This window comes from Patescibacteria group bacterium (assembly GCA_041651155.1).
Taxonomy (GTDB): domain Bacteria; phylum Patescibacteriota; class Patescibacteriia; order CAIXNZ01; family CAIXNZ01; genus JAPLYF01.
On sequence record JBAZJU010000002.1, the window covers coordinates 1 to 18,403 of the forward strand.

An 18,403-nucleotide genomic window follows, 5' to 3' on the forward strand; every position below is an offset into this window, starting at 1 on the left:
AGAAATTCAACATGTGCAGGATCTTCTGAATGATCGCCCAAGAAAAACACTTGGTTTTTACAAACCTGATGAAATTTTCTCAAAATTACTTATTCATTAATTTTGCGCTAGAAGGTTGAATTCAGCATACTTTACTTTTAAATATCCCCTAAAAATGCTAAAATAACTTAAGAAATGATCTTAATCTACTTAATTCTTAATTCTTAATTCTTAATTCTAAAAAAATGTCATTTCAAATCAACATTCTGAAAGCCACCAAGGAAAATAAATTTTTCCGTCAGGTGCTTTTTACTGGCAAAAAAAGCCAGCTTGTGGTTATGAGCATTAAAAAAGGCGGTGATACTGGCGAAGAAACACATCCTAATGTGGAACAAATTTTATTTTTTTCCAAAGGCGAAGGCAAGGCAGTTTTAGATGGCGTGGAATCGCCAATTACCAAAGGTGACGTGGTCGTTGTTACTCCAGGCACCAAACACAATTTTATTAATACTGGCAAAGGGAGTTTAAAAGTCTACACAATTTACTGCCCGCCAAACCACATTGACGGCCGCATCCACAAAACCAAAAAAGCAGCTGATAAAGATAAGGAGGATGAAGAGTTTGGTCATCAGGTGCAATAAAATTTTTCATATGTACAGGAAGGCGCGGACTAGATTTCGCGCCTTTTTGAATTGACAAGAACATAATAATTTGCTAAAAATAATTAAAGCGTACACTGACTAAATTCTCAATGAGGAGGTTAAAATGAGAAAAACGAAACGAATGAGAATAGTTGAATTTTGGGAAGAGGTCCAAAAAGGGTGCTTTATTTTGAAAAGATCAACAAAACCAGGGGCACAAGGTGCAATTCGCATTTCAAATAAATCAGGAACAATTGCTTTTGAGAATTATGCCACTTTTTTGTCGGCTATTCATAATTTAACAGCCTTTCCAGCCTCAATAATAATGGATAGCGATACTAATAATTGGTGGAGCATGGGCAGCTCAAATGAAATTAATTTAGAAGCAGAGTCGCTAAAAAGAACTGATAATCACAAGAATATCTATTTGGTGAACACTGCCTTTAAAATTCCAAAAAATTACAACGGGCCGCATTATCAAAAAAGAGTGATTTGCTTTGATAAAAAAAGCTTAAAAATCCTCTGGGTCAAAATGGGATATGAGGATGGAACGTCAGATCTCGGCAAATTCACTTACACCAAAAAAGGCTTTAAAATCCGTTGGCAATGCGAATATGGCTCCAACAAACACAACGTATCTTTTTTCTAAAACAAGCAATCAGCCCTGGACAACGGTCCAGGGTTTTTTAATCAATCTAGATGCATTTATGCCATTCCTCTTATTCAAATCTTAAATTTTTATTTACGCACGACGGGTTGACAAAAATCATTTTTTGCGCTAAACTAAAGCACACAAATCACAAAAGATGGTGATAAGAATGGGAGAAATATGTCCTTTTAAAGTCCATTATTATAATTTCGCCAACATCAGAAGAGCTCGAATGGTGACTGCTGATAAGCATGCCGGCCAATTTCGCAAAGAACGCTTAAGTGCTAATCCACTGCCTGTACTCATCCATACTCAAGGGACAGTGGAACTCTTATGGCCGTGGGGCTGCCTGAATACTTAATCATTGCCGGACATTTGCATGATACGCTGGAAGATACTGATTTAACCGGGAAAGAAATTCTTAAATTATTCGGCCCAAATGTCTTAAGATTAGTGAAGGCCATGACCGAACCTAAGTACAAATCCTGGCTCAGGCGCAAAAAATACAAAATTAGAGTTTTGCGCAATGGCGATATGGATTTAAAATTGTTGGGTGCCGCTGATCATTGCGATAATTTGCTGAGCATTCTGGAAGCATTATATCGTGAGGGATTATCAACGCCTGAAGAATTTGCCAAGGGTAAAGTTTGGGCAAACTTCAAGCAGGATTACAAAATGCAAAAATGGTACCATCAAGAATCCTGCAAAGCAATTTTTGCCAATGTGCCCTACGACATGCTGCATCCTTTGTTCGGCAAATACATGCGCATTGTGGAAAAACTTTTTGGCGAACAAGTAATCATTGACCCAAAAATCCGCCGCAAAGTGCGCCGCCGTAATAAACCGAAAAAAAACGCTTAATACCCGCTGACTTAAAGTTGGCGGGTTTTTCTATTGCGCGCCCGCGCCCTTCAATTCTCTACGCTCACTCAGGATAAGCTCTCAAGCGGGCGCGCGCTTAGATTGGCGTTTACAAATATCACACATCTTGACTTTTATGCTAAAAAATGTAAGATTTAAACATTACTTAGAACAGGAGGTTAATAATGCTAAAGATTATATTCGCCCTAGTAATTATTAATCTAAGCGGCGAAATAATAACTTTTCTTTTAATCAAGCAGTTTTTTTCTGGAAAAATTGCAGAATGGCGATGTGCCTTGCAAGCAGGCTCTCAAACCCGGGCTACTGAAGATTATCCTCTCTACAAAGAAAAAGATATTGAGGATTATATGCGCCGCCGCGGCAGATGGACGATCTTGCTTTGTACCTTATTATGGCCAGCATTTTTAAGGCCTCAAATCACCAGATGGTTTAATGCAAAAAAATAAAAAAGCGGATCTGCAATAAAGATGATCCGCTTTTACTTTTTAAAAATTTAACCTCTGGCGCTGCCGATCCTGGTTCGGCAATGTTAAAAAAAGCTAACTCAATAATTCTCTACCCCCTGGCATTGCCGACCATTTCTTCAGCATCTGCTAATTTAATTGAAAGTAATTTAGAAATACCATCATCGCCCATTGTTACTCCATATAAAACATGGGCATAGTGCATTGTCACGCGATTATGGGTAATTACAATAAATTGGGTCTTATTCGCCAGTTCAGTTAAAATATGGTCAAATCTTTCAGCATTGGCTTCATCTAAAGCCGCATCAACTTCATCAAGCACGATAAACGGTGAGGGATTATTGGAAATAATCGCGCAGATTAAAGCAATTGAAGTTAAGGCTCTTTCACCGCCAGAAAGCATATTGATAGCCTTAATTTTTTTGCCTGGCGGCGTGGCTTTGATTTCAATCCCAGAATAACTTTCTCTTTCTCTTTCCTTAATTCTTTTTTCAAACTTATCAGCTTGAATTAAAACCCCGCCTTCTTCCTCTGTCGCTTCTTTTCCTTCTTGACCTTCGGCTTCAATTTTTTCTTCTTTTTTTATTTCTTCTGCGCTTATTTTTAATAATTCTGCCTGGCCGCCATTAAATAAGATCTTAAAATATTTTTGAAATTCTTTATTAATCTCTTTAAAGGCTTTATCAAACTGCTCTTTGATCGTCTCATCCAGATCTTCAATAATTTTTTCCAAAGAGGTAATGGCCTGCTCCAGATCATCTGACTGGGTTTTGAGAAAATCAAAGCGCTCCTTTATTTCTGTGTATTCTTTCATTGTCTCTTCGTCAATTCCGCCGATTATTTCCATCTGGCGCTTCAATTGCTGAATTTTTTGATAAGCCAAATCCTCGCTTTCGGCTAATTGGGCGCTATGTCTGGCAATAATTTCCAAATCCAATTCTTCCAGCCTAATTTCACTTTCCAAATCTTCTTTTTTGGTTGAATATTTGGCTAATTCAATATTAAGCTGGTTGATTTGCTGGCTATATTGATTTATCTGGCCTTGTTTTTCCTGAAATTCTTTCTGCAATGAGATCAGATTTTCCTTTTTATTCTGTTCTTCCAGATTAAACTGATTGACTTTCTCTCCTTGTTCTTTAATTTTTGTCTCTAAATCAGCGATCTTACTGGATAATTCATCTAATTCTTTTTCAATTCTTAGATTAATCTCTTTTTTATTTTCTGGCTTAATCTGGCTTAATGATATTTCCTTGCTGATGCTTTCCTGTTCGGCCTTTGCCCTGGCAATCTCCTGGTTCAAACCAGTGATTTTTTCTTGTTTTGAATTTTGGTTTAGACTTGCTTCAGTCAGTTCCAGACTTAAATTATTTTTTTGGTTAGTCAGATTTTCCAGCTGGCTCTGCAGGTTTTGTAAATTCTCAGTGCCTTGTTTTTTAGCGCTTTTTAATTTTTCCAGATAAACCGCCAGTTTTTGGGAAATCTCACGCGCGCTATTTTTAATCCCCTGGAGATCTTCCATCTTTTCAACTTTGGCTAATTGGCTGACTAAATCTTGCTGTTCTTTAAAAATTAATTCCAATTCTTGTTCTGCTTCAAAAGGCAATTGTACTGTCTTCTGGATTTTATTTAGTTCGGTTCTGACACTCTCCAGCCTCAAATCAAGCGATTGCAAGTTAATTTCTTTGCCCTTAAGATTGGCCTGTTCCTTATTATATAAATCCTCAGTTTCTGCTATTTGCTGTTTAAAATTTTCAATTTTCATCTGCAGTTCCTCGCTTCTTTTGCTCAGCCAGATTATATTAGTCTGACCCTGTTTTTCCAGCTCTAAATTTAGTTTGGCCTTCAAAACGGTTTGTTCGGTAAGCAAGCTATTTTTTTGGCCGACCAAATTATTATATTCATTTTGAATTTTTTCATAAATAACCTGGCGCGAACTTTCAGTAGAGAATTCATTGATTTTAGACTGGATCCGGCTGATATCTTTATCAAGATTAAGATAAAATTTTTCTAAATTGCCCTTTTCCTTCTGAATTTCCACTTCCTTTTTATTTAAGTCCTGCCACAGCTGGCTAAAATAATTTAATTCCAAATCTTTCAGCTCTTTTTCAATTTCTTCGCGCTTTTCCAAGCGTTTCACCTGGCGGCTTAAAGATTTTAAGCGCGGTTCCAGTTCATTCAAGGTTAATTGGGTTTGGGCCAGATTTTCGCGAGTCGCTTTAAATTTATTTAAAGCCTGCTCGCGTTTAATTTGAAACTGCTTAACGCCAACTGCCTCGTCAAAAAGTTCTTTTCTTTCGGCCAAAGAAGCTGACAAAACAGAATCAGCCATGCCCTGGCCAATAATGCTATAGGTTCTCTGTCCAAAATTTGCTTTAGCCAAGAGCAATTGGATGTCAGTTAAGCGCGCTTTATTATTATTAATAAAATATTCGCCTTCGCCAGACTGATAAACACGGCGAGTGATAATTAATTCCGTATAATCAATATCAGCCTGCTTGTCATGGTTATTCAAATACAAAGAGGCTTCGGCAAAACCCAAGCGCGCTTTTGTATCAGAACCTGAAAAAATTACATCCTGGCTTTTTTTACCGCGCAGAGTTTTTATGCTCTGTTCGCCCAAAACCCAGCGAATGGCATCAGCCACATTGGATTTGCCAGAGCCATTAGGCCCCACAATGCCTGTAATGCCTTTGGAACTATTAACTTTGGCTGGAAATTCCAAAACAGTCTTTTTTGCAAAAGATTTGAAACCCTGGATTTCTAATTTCTCTAGATACATGCTCTACAGATTACGAATTAATACAGATATACAAATCCCCCTTTTACCCCTCTTACCCTTCTTACCCATTTTACTCTTAAAAAAATAAAGCGGACAAAGTCCCTGACCTTATTATAAATTAAATTCTCTTCATTGACAACTTTAAAGAATTTTGCTAAATATTAAGTAGTGAATAAGTTTCTCATTTCCAAAAATCTAAGGAGGTAAAGTAAAATGAACCGTACATTGAAAGTCGTTTTTGCTTGCGCTTTCGGCGCTGGCATCGGTGCAATGATCGCCTTACAAATCGGCGGATACCTGTGGTGGATCGGCACGATTGTCGGCGCCATGGTCGGCTACATTTCCTTTGAGTTCAAAGCAGTGATTTCAGCGCCTGGCCTCGCCTGGAGAAAAACCATAGCCTACAAGATAGACAGGCAAAAAATCAGTAAATATTTAAAGAAAGCCTTTTGGATTGCATTACTTCTAGGTGATGTGGCAGCATACGGATTTGCAGTAGCATTTGCAGTACCGCTTTTAAAAACGTGCGCCCATTTTCCCCTGGTAGCTACTTACCCTCATGCAACATGCCTCATTCTTCCCATTCCATCTATTATATGGAGCGTTATTCTAGGCTCGCATTTAGCCCAAGGTAATGAAGAACTGGGATTGAAATATACATTTATTTTTTTCAATCCTCTCTATATCATTATTTTCAGTCTACCTGCGTTCCTATGGTTTACTGCCCTATGTATGTATGGAATAATTTTTCCTTTTTGCAAAACTCTTTTTCTGCAAATCCATTCCGACGAACGGCTGCTTTGTTTCTTTGACGCCGGAATTGGCGCGGGCATCGGCTACTTTGCAGGACACGCTTTAATCGGCGCCATAGCTGGAGGCATACTCGGAGTGCTAAACTACGAAGTCGTTTCTAAGATCCTGCTCAAGCTCGTGCCTGTGAAATCTTAAAATCAAACCGTCTTCGCTCCCCGAAGAAGCGATTCATGAATCGCTTCTTCGGAGACGAAGATAATATTACCAGCCTGCGATAAATTCAAGAGCTGGTTTTTTTATTCCTACAAATCTACAAATCTTCTACAAATTATACAAAAATTAACTTTCCATTTCCCATCTTACCCTTCTTACCCCTTTTACCCCTCTTACTCTTGTCTACCGACAAGCTCGCCACGCGTCCGCCGAAGCCTTGGCGAAAGCGGATTGACATTTACCAAAATTTATTATAATATGTATTTTATAGGCTAATTAAAATCCTAAATTTATTTAAATATTATGGCAAAAGTAATACTCAAAAATTTTCTCATTTTTCTAATTATTTTTTTAGTAATTGCCGCCCTCTTCAATACGTACAATGCTTCAACAACCAAGCCGGAACAAGTTGGCATTGAAACCGTAATAAACCAGATTAATGCTGAAGAAATTCAGCAAATAAATGTTAACAATACTGATTTACAGATCACTTTAAAAGACGGCAAAAAGGAAGTTTCTCAAAAAGAATCAACGGAATCATTAAGCACTCTTTTGAAAAATTATAATGTTGATCCGGCCAAAATTCAAAAAATTAATATCCAAATTACTGAAGGCCAGGGCTGGGGCTATTGGCTATCGGCAATCTTGCCATTTTTAATCCCTTTTCTTTTGATCGCAGCTTTCATTTACATCATGATGCGCCAGGTCCAGGGCGCAAATACCAAGGCCATGTCCTTTGGCCAAAGCCAGGCTCGTGAAGTTAACCAAAAAGGCAAAGAAAAAATTACTTTTAAATCAGTAGCCGGCTGTAAAGAAGCTAAAGAAGAACTGAATGAAATTGTAGACTTTTTAAAAAATCCAAAAAAATTCACCCAGCTGGGCGCAAAAATTCCCAAAGGCGTTCTTTTAATGGGCGCGCCAGGCACTGGGAAAACTTTACTGGCCAAAGCAGTCGCTGGTGAAGCTAATGTGCCATTTTTTTCCATTTCCGGCTCTGAATTTGTGGAAATGTTTGTGGGTGTTGGCGCTTCTCGCGTCCGTGATTTATTTAAACGCGCTAAAAAAGCTTCTCCCTGCATTATATTTATTGATGAAATAGATGCTGTCGGCCGCCAAAGAGGCGCCGGACTCGGTGGCTCACATGATGAACGCGAACAAACCTTAAACCAAATTTTAGTGGAAATGGATGGCATGGAAACTAAAGTTAATGTTATTGTTATGGCCGCAACAAATAGGCCAGATATTTTAGATCCTGCTTTATTAAGGCCAGGCCGTTTTGACCGCCGGGTAATTTTAGACCTGCCGGATATTAATGACCGTGAGGCGATTTTGAAAGTCCATGCTAAAAACAAGCCTTTAGCCAAAGAAGTTCATTTGCGCCAGGTTGCTGAACGCACACCAGGATTTTCAGGCGCTGATTTGGCCAATCTTTTAAATGAAGCTGCCATCTTAGCCGCCCGCCATGATAAAAAAGATATAAATCAAGGAGAAATTCTTGCCAGCGTGGAAAAAGTTTTATTGGGTCCGGAAAGAAAAAGCCATATGTTAACAGCCAAAGAGAAAAAAATTACTGCATACCATGAAGCTGGCCATGCTTTAGTTGCGCACCAACTGCCGAATGTTGATCCGGTTCATAAAGTTTCCATTATTTCCCGCGGCCAGGCAGCCGGTTATACTTTAAAACTGCCTAATGAAGACCGGCATCTTCATCCAAAATCAGAATTTATTGATGAATTAGCCGTTCTTTTGGCAGGCCACACTGCGGAAAAAGAAATCTTTGGCGAAGTGACTACAGGCGCGTCAAGCGATTTACGCACTGCCACTAGTTTAGCCAAAGAATTAATTACAGAATATGGCATGGATGACAGTCTTGGACCTCGCACCTTTGGTGAAAAAGAAGAATTAATCTTTTTAGGCAAAGAAATCCATGAACAGCGGGATTATAGTGAAAAAACAGCAGAATTGATTGATCAGCAAATCTCTAGCCTGATTAATACTGCCCGAAACACTGCTTATGAGATCATTACTAAAAAGAAGAATTTATTGGAAAAAATCGTAGCAGAATTAATGGTCAAAGAAACCTTGGAAAAAGAAGATTTTGAAAAACTGCTTGGCCCGAAAAAATCAGCCAAAGAAAAAATAGCTTAAAATAAGTTAAAAATCCCTGCGCGGTGCGTGGGGATTTTTAATTGAACAAAATTGTTAAGTATTGTATAATTTAGATACGTTTAACTAATAAAAATCTTCAAATAGCCTGCGGTTTAAGTAAACGCTTTTTGGCTTAGGCGAAAAAGCGCAGGGGGTAATAATATGCAAATTTTTTATGGCGATATTTTTAAAAATGCCTGGCGCATAACTTTAAGGCACAAAATTTTATGGTTTTTTGGGCTTTTTGCCTCGTTCCTTTCATTTGAATCTATTTTTGAAATAATTGGCAATCAAATTCAACAGACGCAAAATCTAAACAATTTCTGGCAAACAATTACCAATACCTTTGCCCAGCAAATGCAGGCTCTGAATCAAAACATCTTTTTTCTCGACAAAATTTCTCAGGATCCTTCTGCGTATTTTATTTTTACTTTAGCTTTGCTTTTAATCATATTTTTTCTCTGGTTAGTATTTAGCGCCCAAATTTATATTATTAAATACGCGGTCCTTGTTTATAAAAATAAAAAAGTAAAACCAGCTGCCATTTTTAGACAAAGCCAAGCATATTTTTGGAAGGTTTTCGGCATTAATATCTTATCCAAATTACTTATTTATGCTGGATTTGTTATTTTAAGCCTGCCTTTGCTTTATCTGATTATAAACCAGCAAATTACCAGCCTGATAATTGCTGACATCTTATTTTTGCTGCTTTATATTATTTCGGCCATTATTATCAGCTTTTTGACTGCTTATGCTGTAAATTTTATTATTTTGCGCGATTTGCATATTTTCCAGGCAATTAGCGCTGCCTGGGATTTATTTGCCAGCAACATCATAATTAGTTTTGAAATTGCCGCTGTTTTATTTCTTTTAAAAATTGCCAGTTTTATTATCGCGCTTTGCATCTTTGTACTGGTTCTAATCCCTCTTTTTATAATCTATCTGATTGCCGTTGCAAGCGGCTCTGTAATTGGCTTGGTCATGTCGCTTACTTTAATAATTCTGGCGCTTTTAATCATCTATTTTCTAAGCGCTGCGATTTTCACGGTTTTTTATCTGTCTAGCTGGGCAATTGCCTTTACGCGTTTGAGCGAAGAACCGTTATTGGCAAAATTAACCCATCTGCTTGCTAAACTCCCCGGACTTTTTAGAAAAACAGCCAAAAAATATAACGTGGATATTAAGAAAGAAGATTTGCAAAAACATGCCATGATTATTGCCAAAAAAACCCAGGCCGAGTCAAAGGTCATCGCGCAACAAATAGCCTCTAAATACATTGAACTCAAGCCTGAGGTAAAAAAACAGTCAAAAGTTATGGCCAAAAAAATTAAGGCTGCTTACATAAAATATAAGCCACGCGTGGCCGAAGAAATAAAAAAAATCATTTTACAACAAAAACGGAAAAATAAAATTGCCAGCCAAACAAAAAAAACTGCGCAAAAAAAATCTTCCAAAAAGAAAAAAGCTCCTAAAAAGTAACGTATCCGCCCCGCTATGTCAAAAAAAAACAATGGGACTCAAACTAAAGGCCTAGACGATTTGATTGCAGAGAGCCGGCAAGACCAAGAAAAGGCGACTGCTCCTGTTTTGGCTGAAAAAAAAGTTTTGGAAAAATTTGCAGAAAAAATGAGTTCAATTCGCATTAAAGAATTGGAAAAAGTGACTGAAGACCAAGCCAAAGCTCTTGGTTTTTCTTATATTAACCTAATTGGCTATCCTATTAATAGTGATACTCTAAATAGCATTCCCCGCCAGACTGCCCAGGATGAAAAAGTTATTTGTTTTTCAAAAACCGACAGAAAAGTTAAAATTGGCTCGCCAGATCCGCGCAATCCAAAATTACAGGAAATTTTAAAGCAGTTGGCGACTGAAACATATTCCGGCCAGGGTGAAATTTTTTTAATTTCAGAACACAGCTTTAACACGGCCTACAAATTATACGATAAATTTCCGCCGCCGCGTGAAATTGTTTTGGGCATAAGAATTACCGGTACAGAACTGGCTCAGCTGCAAAAAGAACTAAAAAATTTCGGCATTCTCAATGCGAAACTAAACTCGGAAAAGAATCTGACCATGCTTTTTAAAATGCTTATTGCCGGCGCCATGCAAGCCGATGCCTCTGATATTCATATTGAGGCTGAAGAAAACAAAATTACAGTCAGATACAGAATTGACGGCGTCTTGCATATTGTCGCCACTTTGCCCAAAAAAATTTGGCCTCGCTTAGATTCCCGCGTCAAGAATATTGCAGGCTTAAAAATAAATATTAGCGATTCGCCCCAAGATGGCCGCATCACTGTTTATCTGAAAGGCGAAAATAAAATGGACATACGTGTTTCAACTTTGCCAACTGCTTATGGCGAAAGTATTGTAATGCGGCTTTTAGCTTCTAAAATTAGCGGCTTGCAATTTGAGAATTTGGGCATCAGGGGCAAGGCTTATGAAGATTTAAAACGCCAGGTTGATCGTCCGACTGGCATGATTATTACGACAGGGCCGACTGGATCTGGTAAAACTACGACTTTATACGCTATATTAAACAAACTCAATGATCCTGAAACAAAAATAATTACTCTGGAAGATCCGATTGAGTATAAGCTAGAAGGCATTTCCCAAAGCCAGATTGATCAATCAGCCGGATATTCTTTTGCTGATGGCCTGCGTTCTATCTTAAGGCAAGATCCTGATATTATCATGGTGGGGGAATTAAGAGACACTGAAACTGTAGAGACTGCTATCCAGGCTGCTTTAACAGGGCACCAAGTTCTTTCCACCCTGCACACCAATGACGCCTCTGGCGCCATTCCCCGCTTTTTATCTATGGGCGCCAAACCGTTTTTGCTGGCTCCTGCTTTAAATGCTGTTATTGGACAGCGCTTAGTCAGAAAAATCCACGAAAAATGCAAAATTGAAGTCCAGCCTGAACCTGCGGTAATGGAGCGTATTAAACAACTTTTAAACGCTCTGCCGCCTAATTCAGGCTATAAAGTTGATTTAAATAAATTAAAATTCTATCGCGGCCAGGGCTGTGACGAATGCAATCATATTGGCCTAAAAGGCAGAATCGGCATTTACGAAATTTTCACTTTAAATCCTGAAATTGAAAAAGAAATCTTGTCAGGCAAAACATCTGAATACAAGATTGCTCAATTAGCTCATGATGGCGGGATGATTTCCATGGTTCAGGACGGACTTTTAAAGGCTCTGGATCAAATTACAACCGTAGACGAAGTTTTCCGAGTAGTTGAATAGTTTTTAATAAGCAAAAAATAACCCGCTTCCGGGTTATTTTTTTTATCCATTTATCTTGACAAACGGTTTTTCTTGTGCTAAATTAAAATCCCCGCAATAACATCAGGAAGGAGGACAAAATGCTTTCACAGGAAATACTGACTGACAGATTGGCACATTTGACAAGAAAATACGGAATAAAAAAAGCCGCACTCGGCGATATAACCTTATTAGATAAGCTTTCCCAAATGAAAAGCGAGGTCTTTTCACGAATAATAAAGGCCATGCAGAAAATAAATAATCAGCCAGAAGAATATGGCCTCTGTGAAAATTGTGCTGAACCGATTCCCTTAAAAAGATTAGTTTCACTGCCAGAAGCCACGCTCTGTCTGGATTGTCAAAAAAAGGAGGAACAAAGTGGCAAAAGAAATGGCCGCTGCAGTGAGCACTAAATGGCAAAAAAGGATCGACAAAGCCGTTGAAATTATCGGAAAGGAAAAAATACCCTATAAAGATAATTATTCAATGATCAATAGAATTTTCCCTGTCTGGGAAGATCTCATCATCAATGATGCAAATATCGACCAAAAATCTTGTGAAGAATTCAAAAAACTATCGGCTGAGGAAAAAGTAATCTTTATTAAAAATAATCATCCTCAGTTTCAAATCCAGATTTTCTGGTCACAGATGCTTCTGAACCATTTTAAAAAAGGCAAAAAATAATTTGCCTTTTTCTTTTTTAAATTTTTTCCCCTTAAGCGGCCAATGCTTCTTTTTCAACCTTATTTAAACGATAAAATTTTGGCGGAAAGACTTTGCCCGGCTCTTTGCCTTTTAACCTTATGGCAATTTCTTTTACATCATTAAAATTTATTTTACCAGTAGCCGACTCTATCACATCTTTGAACGCGTCTTCATTTTTACGCGCACTGGTAATAAAATTTTTTGGGCGTTTAAAGCCAAAGGCCAAGACAAAGGGGAGATTGACGGTCTCCCTGCCATAGCCATAACCCAATGAAGTTGACCATTTGTGGGCGACATTGGGGAAACTTGAACTTATTTTTATTGTATTATTTTTATCCGACAGCAAACTGAAAATTGCGAGTGGATCAGCGCCCCTCCATAAATCAGAATACCGAATAGTCTTTTCTTCCTCCATCTCATAACCCGGGGGCAAAATTTTTTCTATTGCTTCTTTATATGACTCATAGGCATTGCTTAATTCCTCACTTCCCTCGGTTTCGTCACCAGCCAAATCTTCAACATATTTCTGGCTACCGGCCAAATTTTTCAAAAGATTTTGTAATTTCCGTATTGTCCCTTTCTCATCTTGCAGATTTAAATCAGGGAAATTCTTTTCAATAAATTCTTTGGAAATTAAATTGGTTTTTTTCACTTGTTTAAGCGGGAATTCGCTTGTTTGCATTTGCATAGATTAAAAAATAATTGTAAAAAATCGCAGGTTATTTTTCACTCGTATATTGATTTTAATTAATTTTTTGAATTTTTTTAAATAATTACTGATCTTATCCGCCCATTCAATAACCACAACCGTATCGGGTTTATTTAAATATTCTTCAATGCCTAAATAAAACAATTCCTGCGGCTCATCCAGACGATAACAATCAACGTGTACCAGATTGCTGATTTCAGATTTCGGGATTCGGCATTCATAAACCTTCATTAGCACAAAAGTCGGACTAGTCACGTGCTGTTTAATTCCAAAAGCCTTGGCCAAGCCTTTAACAAAAGTGGTTTTGCCCGCTCCCAAATCACCCTCCAAAGCAATAATTTCGCCACCTTTTAATTTCCTGGCTATCTTAGCAGCGAGTTGATTTGTGTCTTTTTCAGTTTTAGAAATGAATTCCATTGTTTTGAAGAGTAAAAAGAGTAAGAAGGGTAAAAGGGGTAAGAAGGGAAATCAGAATTCCAAAATTCATAATTCGGCATTCATAATTCCAGATTCGGATCAACCGTTATCTTTTCCCAGCCGTTTTTAAACCCGCCCTTACCTTCTTTATACCCAAAATAGGCCGCAATTGCAACCATTAAAGCATTATCAGTTGTTAAGTGTAAATCGGGCTGAAAAAATTCTACTTTTCCCAAATTTTTAACTGCCAAGGCCATTTGTTTGCGCAATTCCTTATTTGCAGAAACCCCGCCACCCAAAAGAATTGTCTTAACCTTAAATTCCCGCGCGGCTTTGAGTGTCTTAGCTATCAGAACATCCAGGCAAGCTTGCTGGAAAGCCGCGCACATTCCCCGAATTGCCTCTTTGTCTCTGAACCTCTCTTTGCCCCAGGCCTCCCTAACTGCTGTTTTAAGTCCTGAAAAGGAAAAATCAAAATCCTTAGAATTAATCATTGGCCTTGGTAATTTAAAATATTCTTTATCTGCATTCTCAGCTTTCTCCGCAATGATTGGCCCGCCCGGATAACCAAGCCCTAAAATCTTGGCTACTTTATCAAAAGCCTCGCCCACTGCATCATCTCTAGTTTGTCCAACAGTTTTAAAATTATTTAAATCTTTTAGCAAAACCAAGGAAGTATGCCCGCCGGAAACAACCAAACATAAAGCTGGAAATAAAATTTTTCTAAATTTTCCTTGCTTGCCTTCAATTAAATTTGCCAAAATATGGGCTTTAATATGATTGACTGGAATCAAAGGCTTTTGCCAAACCAAACTTAAAGTTTTTGCGGTTTCTATTCCTACAATTAAAGAAGTTATTAAACCTGGCCCATAAACCACGCCAATGGCCTCAATATCGTTTGATGTAACCTTAGCTTGGGCCAATGCTTTTTCCAAAAGCGGCAAAATGTTTTCCAGATGTTTGCGCGCAGCTACTTCAGGCACAACCCCTCCGTATTTTTTATGAATATTTATCTGCGAAGACACCAAGTTAGCCTGGACTTTAAAGTTCTGGCTCTTGATTTCTAAAATCGCAACTGAGGTTTCGTCGCAAGATGTTTCTATCGCTAATATTTTCATATTTTAATTAAAATCAGTAATTAATTCGGGATAATTAGTAAAAATGTATTTGTAATGTTCTGCATCCGGGATTTTGTGTTTTAAAGGATTATTGTAAATGTATTTTACATGTTCATCAAAATCTTTTTTTCCCCGGATGTAATGGTCGCGGTAAGATTTTTCCCAACGGAATCTGGGGAACTCCAGACCATCTCCATATTTTTCTACAAATTGTTGCCTCAATTGTTTTAAATATTTGTAATGTTCTGCAATTAACTCTTTATAAATTTGATATTTATTATCTTTTTTATTTGAATCTTTATTTAAACTTTTAACGCCTAATGTTTTTCTTTTTTTCTCAAATGAATCTGATCCTCCGTTCAACCGAAGAAGCGATTTGCAAATCGCTTCTTCGGTTTCGTAGCCGAGGATAAAATTTATGTGCCGGGTAATGTGCCGTTTCAAAAACTGCATTATCTTAGGTAAATCCTTAGCGTTTTCGGGCATAAACAAGAGATGAAAATGATGTAAAAGCACAACGAAAGCGTATAACTCTAACTCGTGCATTATTTTGCATAATCTTATATTAGCAATGAATACCTCACAAAAAATCGGCTCTTTGAAAAACTTAATCCAATTTTTAGTATGATTAGTCACAAAATACTCTGCTCCTTCAAAATATATTCTTTTTTGCGATTTATGCCCCATGTAACTTAAAATTATTATCTTAATCTTACTTTAAAATTCCCCTTTTTTCAAGCTTGATTAAAAGCCCATCTTATTATAGAATGAAAGTAATTATCCTTTAAATTGCACCTTAAAACAAATATTTTTAAGAGAGAAACAAAACAAAGGAGAGCCGCCATGAATATTATTCAAGAAAGTTCAAAATGTTCTGGCATAAAACTCAAAATCCAGAACAAGCAGGGCAAGGAAATAGGCAGAGCCTTTTTGTATGTGATGTACAATGATTTACACCTTCAGCCATTTGGTCTTATTGAAGATGTGTTCATTGTCAAAAAAATGCGCGGCCATGGCCATGGAAAAGCGCTTGTGAAACAAGTAATTGAACTAGCAAAAGAAAAAGGTTGCTATAAGCTAATTGCTACCAGCCGACATTCACGATCAAAAGTCCACAAACTCTATATCAAATTGGGTTTTCACGACCAAGGAACAGAATTCCGCTTTGATTTTTGACTTTACGGGACGCAAAAAAATTACTCCCACCCCTGTCTAAAAGGAGGAACTTATCATGAAAAAGCTGAAAAAAATCAGGTTTGCCCTTTACTTCCAATGGCACAAGCTAAAGGAATGGATTGCAAAAACCAAAAGGTTGATTTGGAATAGGGGGCTATTGCTTTGGTGGTACTGCCTCTGGGTAAGAAAGAGTGAGTTTCACCACTCTCTCAGCATTGATACCGATGCTATGATTGGCATGAGTCAAAAACAGCGAGACGACTACCTCAATGAATTGGATAGGCGTCGACAAATCGCTCATGAAGGAGACCCTTAGCTTACAGTTTAAACCAGGAAAATTTAACTAAGGAGGTGTCTGACGATGATGCCTGAAATAGTGCAGAATGCATGTATAAGCGATGGAAACAATGGTCTAATATTAGTTCAACCAGGAGACAGGGTAGCACTTCTTCCCACTCTTTTTGAAAGACGAGAGGGCAGATGCGACATATACAGAGCTAAGGATGATTTCATGCTCTTGAGAGAGTGGCTAGGTGAAGACCCATTTACTATCTCATGGATAGGCAAGTGGCCATGTGGCAAAATCGTGTTGTATCTTAATGGGACAAAAGTAAATGAGCCAGAAGTAGATGCCAAGAACTTCTATAGAGATGATCCACGTTTAGAAAAAAGAGGGGAAAATTAAAAAATGGGGAGATGACCTTATCTCCCCTTTTCCTAAAAGTATTTGTTAAACTTACTAAATAAAACCACTAAAAACACCTATGCGCGAAAAATTTAAAGACATTAGTCAATCTCCAGAGGACCAAGAAAAAAAATTAGCCCAGGAGAATTTTAATAATTGGAATGAAGCTCTTTTGACTGGCGATCCCAAGAAAGTGGCGGCCCTATATTATGAAGATACTACTTTCCTGCCAACGCTTTCAGAAGAATTTAAAATTGGGCAAAAAGGCACGGAAGAATATTTTAAACATTTTCTGGAAAAAAATCCTTCCGGAGAAATCATTAAAGATGAAGTCCAGACTATTTCACCTGACAATTATATCCACTCGGGTATGTATAATTTTGAAGTTGGCCCAGAAGGCAAAAGAGAAACAGTGGAAGCCAGATTTACTTTTGTTTGGCAAAAAGACAAAAGTGGAGAATGGAAAATAATTCACCACCATTCATCAGTTAAACCAAAAAGTTAAAAATTAAATTGCTTTATTATTTTATGAACCAAAATTCAAAATCTCCCATTCAAAACTTTTCTGGCTTAGGCATTGCGCCTACTCTTATGGAAACACTGGCCAGATTAAATTATAAAATTCCCACTCCTATCCAGCGCCAAGCCATTCCTATTGCCTTGCAAGGTAAAGATCTGGTTGGCGTGGCCCAAACAGGCACAGGCAAGACTCTGGCTTTTGGCCTGCCCATGATCCAGCGCCTCAATCAAGTTAACGGCCAAGGACTAGTTGTTTTACCTACACGCGAGCTGGCAGTCCAGGTTGATGAAGCCTTGCGCAAAGTTGGCACAAAATCTGGCTTGCGCACAGCTGTCCTTATTGGCGGTACTCCAATTTATGCGCAAATCCAAGCCATCAAACGTAGCCCGCATATTATTATTGCCACACCAGGCCGACTCAATGATCATTTACAGCAAAGAACATTAAATTTTAAAAACGTTAAGATTGTAGTGCTTGATGAAGCTGATCGCATGCTGGATATGGGCTTTGCCCCGCAAATTAAAAAAATCTTTCAGGAACTGCCAGCGAATAGGCAGACAATGCTTTTTTCAGCAACAATACCACAAGAAATCATGAAAATGGCTACAACCTACCTTAAGCTGCCAATCAGAATAGAAGTTGCGCCTACTGGTACAACCGCTGAAAATGTGAGTCAGGAAATTTTTATTATTCCTAAAGATGCGAAAACCCGTTTGGTAGATAAACTTTTAGAACAATATTTAGGTCCCACTCTTATTTTCACCAGGACAAAACACGGAGCAAAAAAACTCACTCGTTCAATTCGTGATATGGGGCATACAGCTGCCGAGATTCATTCTAACCGCTCTTTAGGTCAACGTCGCGATGCCTTACAGGGCTTTAAAACAGGTAAATATCGTGTTTTAGTCGCCACTGATATAGCGTCCAGAGGCATTGATGTGACTGGCATTGAACTGGTGATTAATTTTGATTTACCAACTCAGACTGAAGATTATGTGCACAGAATCGGACGTACTGCCCGAGCCGGTGCGAGTGGCCATGCAATATCTTTAGCTACACCAGATCAGCGCCGAGAATTAAGATCTATTGAACGCTTGATTAAAAAAAATCTGCCAATTTCTCCAGTACCAGTGCTTCCACCAGCCCGCCAACCAAAATTTCATCCAGAAGAAGAGCATGGTTCAGCCAGATGGCAAAAACCCCAAGGCTCAAATTTTGGTCGCCGCCGACGTCCGTTTGGCCAACAGCGACAAGGAAATAGACGCAGACCAGGAAGATATCGCAATAACTAAAAC

21 protein-coding genes are annotated in these 18,403 nt (G+C 38.1%); 16 read left to right on the forward strand and 5 right to left on the reverse strand.

Annotation, left to right across the window (positions count from 1 at the left end):
* The first annotated feature begins 224 nt into the window (after positions 1-224).
* The 5 genes from WC460_01935 (at position 225) to WC460_01955 (ending at position 2,597) form a co-directional block, all read left to right on the forward strand.
* Complete coding sequence (locus WC460_01935) at positions 225-620, forward strand: cupin domain-containing protein (GenBank protein MFA5188104.1); 396 nt, start codon at positions 225-227, stop codon at positions 618-620.
* A gap of 124 nt (positions 621-744) precedes the next feature.
* Complete coding sequence (locus tag WC460_01940) at positions 745-1,269, forward strand: hypothetical protein (GenBank protein ID MFA5188105.1); 525 nt, start codon at positions 745-747, stop codon at positions 1,267-1,269.
* A 169-nt stretch (positions 1,270-1,438) separates the two neighbouring features.
* Complete coding sequence (locus WC460_01945) at positions 1,439-1,630, forward strand: hypothetical protein (GenBank protein ID MFA5188106.1); 192 nt, start codon at positions 1,439-1,441, stop codon at positions 1,628-1,630.
* Positions 1,603-2,130, forward strand: a complete 528-nt coding sequence (locus WC460_01950; GenBank protein ID MFA5188107.1) for a bifunctional (p)ppGpp synthetase/guanosine-3',5'-bis(diphosphate) 3'-pyrophosphohydrolase — start codon at positions 1,603-1,605, stop codon at positions 2,128-2,130. Before WC460_01945 ends, WC460_01950 begins: the two co-directional genes overlap by 28 nt.
* 185 nt (positions 2,131-2,315) lie before the next feature.
* Positions 2,316-2,597 carry a hypothetical protein gene (locus WC460_01955; protein ID MFA5188108.1) on the forward strand — a complete coding sequence of 94 codons (282 nt, stop codon included), beginning with the start codon at positions 2,316-2,318 and terminating at the stop codon, positions 2,595-2,597.
* Positions 2,598-2,706: 109 nt separating this feature from the next.
* Here the strand turns inward: WC460_01955 and WC460_01960 are convergent, their stop codons facing one another.
* Positions 2,707-5,394: an AAA family ATPase gene (locus WC460_01960; GenBank protein MFA5188109.1), complete on the reverse strand. Its 2,688-nt coding sequence runs from the start codon at positions 5,392-5,394 to the stop codon at positions 2,707-2,709.
* Between the two features lie 213 nt (positions 5,395-5,607).
* Between WC460_01960 and WC460_01965 the strand changes: the two genes are divergently transcribed.
* The 6 genes from WC460_01965 (at position 5,608) to WC460_01990 (ending at position 12,462) form a co-directional block, all read left to right on the forward strand.
* A complete protein-coding gene (locus WC460_01965) occupies positions 5,608-6,342 on the forward strand; it encodes a hypothetical protein (protein ID MFA5188110.1) in 735 nt (244 codons plus the stop codon).
* Between the two features lie 321 nt (positions 6,343-6,663).
* Positions 6,664-8,508 (forward strand): ATP-dependent zinc metalloprotease FtsH, encoded by a 1,845-nt coding sequence (gene ftsH, locus WC460_01970; GenBank protein MFA5188111.1) that lies wholly within the window; start codon positions 6,664-6,666, stop codon positions 8,506-8,508.
* A 162-nt stretch (positions 8,509-8,670) separates the two neighbouring features.
* Positions 8,671-9,987: a hypothetical protein gene (locus WC460_01975; GenBank protein ID MFA5188112.1), complete on the forward strand. Its 1,317-nt coding sequence runs from the start codon at positions 8,671-8,673 to the stop codon at positions 9,985-9,987.
* Positions 9,988-10,002: 15 nt separating this feature from the next.
* Positions 10,003-11,760: a GspE/PulE family protein gene (locus WC460_01980; protein MFA5188113.1), complete on the forward strand. Its 1,758-nt coding sequence runs from the start codon at positions 10,003-10,005 to the stop codon at positions 11,758-11,760.
* Positions 11,761-11,879: 119 nt separating this feature from the next.
* Positions 11,880-12,191: a TraR/DksA C4-type zinc finger protein gene (locus tag WC460_01985; GenBank protein MFA5188114.1), complete on the forward strand. Its 312-nt coding sequence runs from the start codon at positions 11,880-11,882 to the stop codon at positions 12,189-12,191.
* The gene (locus WC460_01990; GenBank protein ID MFA5188115.1) at positions 12,157-12,462 is read left to right on the forward strand and encodes a hypothetical protein; all 306 of its coding nucleotides are present in this window, start codon (positions 12,157-12,159) and stop codon (positions 12,460-12,462) included. Before WC460_01985 ends, WC460_01990 begins: the two co-directional genes overlap by 35 nt.
* 31 nt (positions 12,463-12,493) lie before the next feature.
* Here WC460_01990 and WC460_01995 read toward each other — a convergent pair whose 3' ends face one another.
* The 4 genes from WC460_01995 to WC460_02010 form a co-directional block, all read right to left on the reverse strand.
* Complete coding sequence (locus WC460_01995) at positions 12,494-13,171, reverse strand: hypothetical protein (protein MFA5188116.1); 678 nt, start codon at positions 13,169-13,171, stop codon at positions 12,494-12,496.
* 3 nt (positions 13,172-13,174) lie between these two features.
* Positions 13,175-13,609 carry a tRNA (adenosine(37)-N6)-threonylcarbamoyltransferase complex ATPase subunit type 1 TsaE gene (tsaE, locus tag WC460_02000; protein MFA5188117.1) on the reverse strand — a complete coding sequence of 145 codons (435 nt, stop codon included), beginning with the start codon at positions 13,607-13,609 and terminating at the stop codon, positions 13,175-13,177.
* A gap of 80 nt (positions 13,610-13,689) precedes the next feature.
* Entirely contained in the window at positions 13,690-14,727 is a 1,038-nt protein-coding gene (gene tsaD, locus WC460_02005; GenBank protein MFA5188118.1) for a tRNA (adenosine(37)-N6)-threonylcarbamoyltransferase complex transferase subunit TsaD, read from the reverse strand.
* A 3-nt stretch (positions 14,728-14,730) separates the two neighbouring features.
* Positions 14,731-15,213, reverse strand: a complete 483-nt coding sequence (locus WC460_02010; GenBank protein MFA5188119.1) for a hypothetical protein — start codon at positions 15,211-15,213, stop codon at positions 14,731-14,733.
* Between the two features lie 357 nt (positions 15,214-15,570).
* Between WC460_02010 and WC460_02015 the strand changes: the two genes are divergently transcribed.
* The 5 genes from WC460_02015 (at position 15,571) to WC460_02035 (ending at position 18,400) form a co-directional block, all read left to right on the forward strand.
* Positions 15,571-15,903 carry a GNAT family N-acetyltransferase gene (locus WC460_02015; protein ID MFA5188120.1) on the forward strand — a complete coding sequence of 111 codons (333 nt, stop codon included), beginning with the start codon at positions 15,571-15,573 and terminating at the stop codon, positions 15,901-15,903.
* A 55-nt stretch (positions 15,904-15,958) separates the two neighbouring features.
* Positions 15,959-16,219, forward strand: coding sequence for a hypothetical protein (locus tag WC460_02020; protein MFA5188121.1), 261 nt, complete (start codon positions 15,959-15,961; stop codon positions 16,217-16,219).
* Positions 16,220-16,264: 45 nt separating this feature from the next.
* Positions 16,265-16,588 (forward strand): hypothetical protein, encoded by a 324-nt coding sequence (locus WC460_02025; protein MFA5188122.1) that lies wholly within the window; start codon positions 16,265-16,267, stop codon positions 16,586-16,588.
* Positions 16,589-16,667: 79 nt separating this feature from the next.
* Entirely contained in the window at positions 16,668-17,093 is a 426-nt protein-coding gene (locus WC460_02030) for an SgcJ/EcaC family oxidoreductase (GenBank protein MFA5188123.1), read from the forward strand.
* A 23-nt stretch (positions 17,094-17,116) separates the two neighbouring features.
* Positions 17,117-18,400, forward strand: a complete 1,284-nt coding sequence (locus WC460_02035) for a DEAD/DEAH box helicase (GenBank protein MFA5188124.1) — start codon at positions 17,117-17,119, stop codon at positions 18,398-18,400.
* The last annotated feature ends 3 nt before the right edge of the window (positions 18,401-18,403 follow it).

Coding starts and splice junctions, on each gene's coding strand:
- WC460_01935 (MFA5188104.1), top strand. CDS start 225: ATGTCATTTCAAATCAACATTCTGAAAGCCACCAAGGAAAATAAATTT.
- WC460_01940 (MFA5188105.1), top strand. CDS start 745: ATGAGAAAAACGAAACGAATGAGAATAGTTGAATTTTGGGAAGAGGTC.
- WC460_01945 (MFA5188106.1), top strand. CDS start 1,439: ATGGGAGAAATATGTCCTTTTAAAGTCCATTATTATAATTTCGCCAAC.
- WC460_01950 (MFA5188107.1), top strand. CDS start 1,603: ATGGCCGTGGGGCTGCCTGAATACTTAATCATTGCCGGACATTTGCAT.
- WC460_01955 (MFA5188108.1), top strand. CDS start 2,316: ATGCTAAAGATTATATTCGCCCTAGTAATTATTAATCTAAGCGGCGAA.
- WC460_01960 (MFA5188109.1), bottom strand. CDS start 5,394: ATGTATCTAGAGAAATTAGAAATCCAGGGTTTCAAATCTTTTGCAAAA.
- WC460_01965 (MFA5188110.1), top strand. CDS start 5,608: ATGAACCGTACATTGAAAGTCGTTTTTGCTTGCGCTTTCGGCGCTGGC.
- ftsH (MFA5188111.1), top strand. CDS start 6,664: ATGGCAAAAGTAATACTCAAAAATTTTCTCATTTTTCTAATTATTTTT.
- WC460_01975 (MFA5188112.1), top strand. CDS start 8,671: ATGCAAATTTTTTATGGCGATATTTTTAAAAATGCCTGGCGCATAACT.
- WC460_01980 (MFA5188113.1), top strand. CDS start 10,003: ATGTCAAAAAAAAACAATGGGACTCAAACTAAAGGCCTAGACGATTTG.
- WC460_01985 (MFA5188114.1), top strand. CDS start 11,880: ATGCTTTCACAGGAAATACTGACTGACAGATTGGCACATTTGACAAGA.
- WC460_01995 (MFA5188116.1), bottom strand. CDS start 13,171: ATGCAAATGCAAACAAGCGAATTCCCGCTTAAACAAGTGAAAAAAACC.
- tsaE (MFA5188117.1), bottom strand. CDS start 13,609: ATGGAATTCATTTCTAAAACTGAAAAAGACACAAATCAACTCGCTGCT.
- tsaD (MFA5188118.1), bottom strand. CDS start 14,727: ATGAAAATATTAGCGATAGAAACATCTTGCGACGAAACCTCAGTTGCG.
- WC460_02010 (MFA5188119.1), bottom strand. CDS start 15,213: ATGCCCGAAAACGCTAAGGATTTACCTAAGATAATGCAGTTTTTGAAA.
- WC460_02015 (MFA5188120.1), top strand. CDS start 15,571: ATGAATATTATTCAAGAAAGTTCAAAATGTTCTGGCATAAAACTCAAA.
- WC460_02020 (MFA5188121.1), top strand. CDS start 15,959: ATGAAAAAGCTGAAAAAAATCAGGTTTGCCCTTTACTTCCAATGGCAC.
- WC460_02025 (MFA5188122.1), top strand. CDS start 16,265: ATGATGCCTGAAATAGTGCAGAATGCATGTATAAGCGATGGAAACAAT.
- WC460_02030 (MFA5188123.1), top strand. CDS start 16,668: ATGCGCGAAAAATTTAAAGACATTAGTCAATCTCCAGAGGACCAAGAA.
- WC460_02035 (MFA5188124.1), top strand. CDS start 17,117: ATGAACCAAAATTCAAAATCTCCCATTCAAAACTTTTCTGGCTTAGGC.